Below are 398 nucleotides of genomic sequence, written 5' to 3'. Positions count from 1 at the left end.
GTGATTGGTCGTTTCTTAAGTGCCGATACGTTCGTGCCAGAGCCGAGCTTTAGCCAAAGTTACAACCGTTACGCATACGTGTATAACAACCCGTTGAAATATACTGACCCAACAGGGCACTGGGTGTGGTGGGCTGCTGCGATGGCATTTTTTGTGGTGAGCCAAACATTTGAGAACCCTGCAATCCAAATGGCCGGAATGGTGGTTGGTGCAATTGCGATTGGTTATGCCGCTTCAGGGTTATATGCTGGATTGCAACCCATAGCACAAGCAGCTGCGAGTGGTGCGACCGCTTCATTCTCAACAACCTATATCACTACTGGGGATTTTGACGATTCTCTTCAGGCGGGAATAATAGGCGGTTTGTCTGCGGGAATCACTTATGGGGTAGCGCATGG

1 protein-coding gene is annotated in these 398 nt (G+C 49.7%); it reads left to right on the top strand.

Annotated elements, in window-relative coordinates:
• A partial coding sequence (locus QTN95_RS21150; RefSeq protein WP_331418904.1) for an RHS repeat-associated core domain-containing protein occupies positions 1-398 on the top strand: 398 nt, incomplete at both ends.

Source organism: Vibrio sp. M260112 (assembly GCF_036533775.1).
Taxonomy (GTDB): Bacteria; Pseudomonadota; Gammaproteobacteria; order Enterobacterales; family Vibrionaceae; genus Vibrio.
The sequence above is the reverse complement of the archived record's forward strand: the minus strand, read 5'-3'. Positions and strand labels throughout refer to the sequence as shown.